Below are 488 nucleotides of genomic sequence, written 5' to 3'. Positions count from 1 at the left end.
GATTAGCACGTCCTTCATCGCCTCTGACTGCCAGGGCATCCACCGTGTACGCTTAGTCGCTTAACCTCACAACCCGAAGATGTTTCACTTCTGATTGCGAAAATTTGAGAGACTCGAACACACCATTAAAGATGTGTCGTTTCAATTTTCAGCTTGATCCAGATTTTTAAAGAGCAAATATCTCAAACGTGACTCGTAAGTCAGTTTTGAGATATGACGGCAGGTGACTTTCACTCACGAACCAGCAAGTGGCGTCCCCTAGGGGATTCGAACCCCTGTTACCGCCGTGAAAGGGCGGTGTCCTGGGCCTCTAGACGAAGGGGACACTGAAGTCTCAATCGCAAGACGCCTTGCTATTTACTTTTCATCAGACAATCTGTGTGAGCACTACAAAGGCAGGTTCTTTAAGGTAAGGAGGTGATCCAACCGCAGGTTCCCCTACGGTTACCTTGTTACGACTTCACCCCAGTCATGAATCACAAAGTGGT

The 488-nt window shown here is 48.0% G+C and carries 1 tRNA gene and 1 rRNA gene; both read right to left on the bottom strand.

Annotation, left to right across the window (positions count from 1 at the left end):
* Positions 1-249: 249 nt before the first annotated feature.
* Positions 250-325: transfer RNA gene (locus F3J31_RS23235), tRNA-Glu, on the bottom strand.
* Positions 326-410: 85 nt separating this feature from the next.
* Positions 411-488, bottom strand: a 16S ribosomal RNA gene (locus F3J31_RS23230); the annotation flags it as partial.

The sequence above is a fragment of the Enterobacter sp. Acro-832 genome (genome assembly GCF_011752745.1).
Lineage (GTDB): Bacteria > Pseudomonadota > Gammaproteobacteria > Enterobacterales > Enterobacteriaceae > Enterobacter > Enterobacter quasiroggenkampii.
This window is presented reverse-complemented; position numbering and strand designations above follow the sequence as displayed.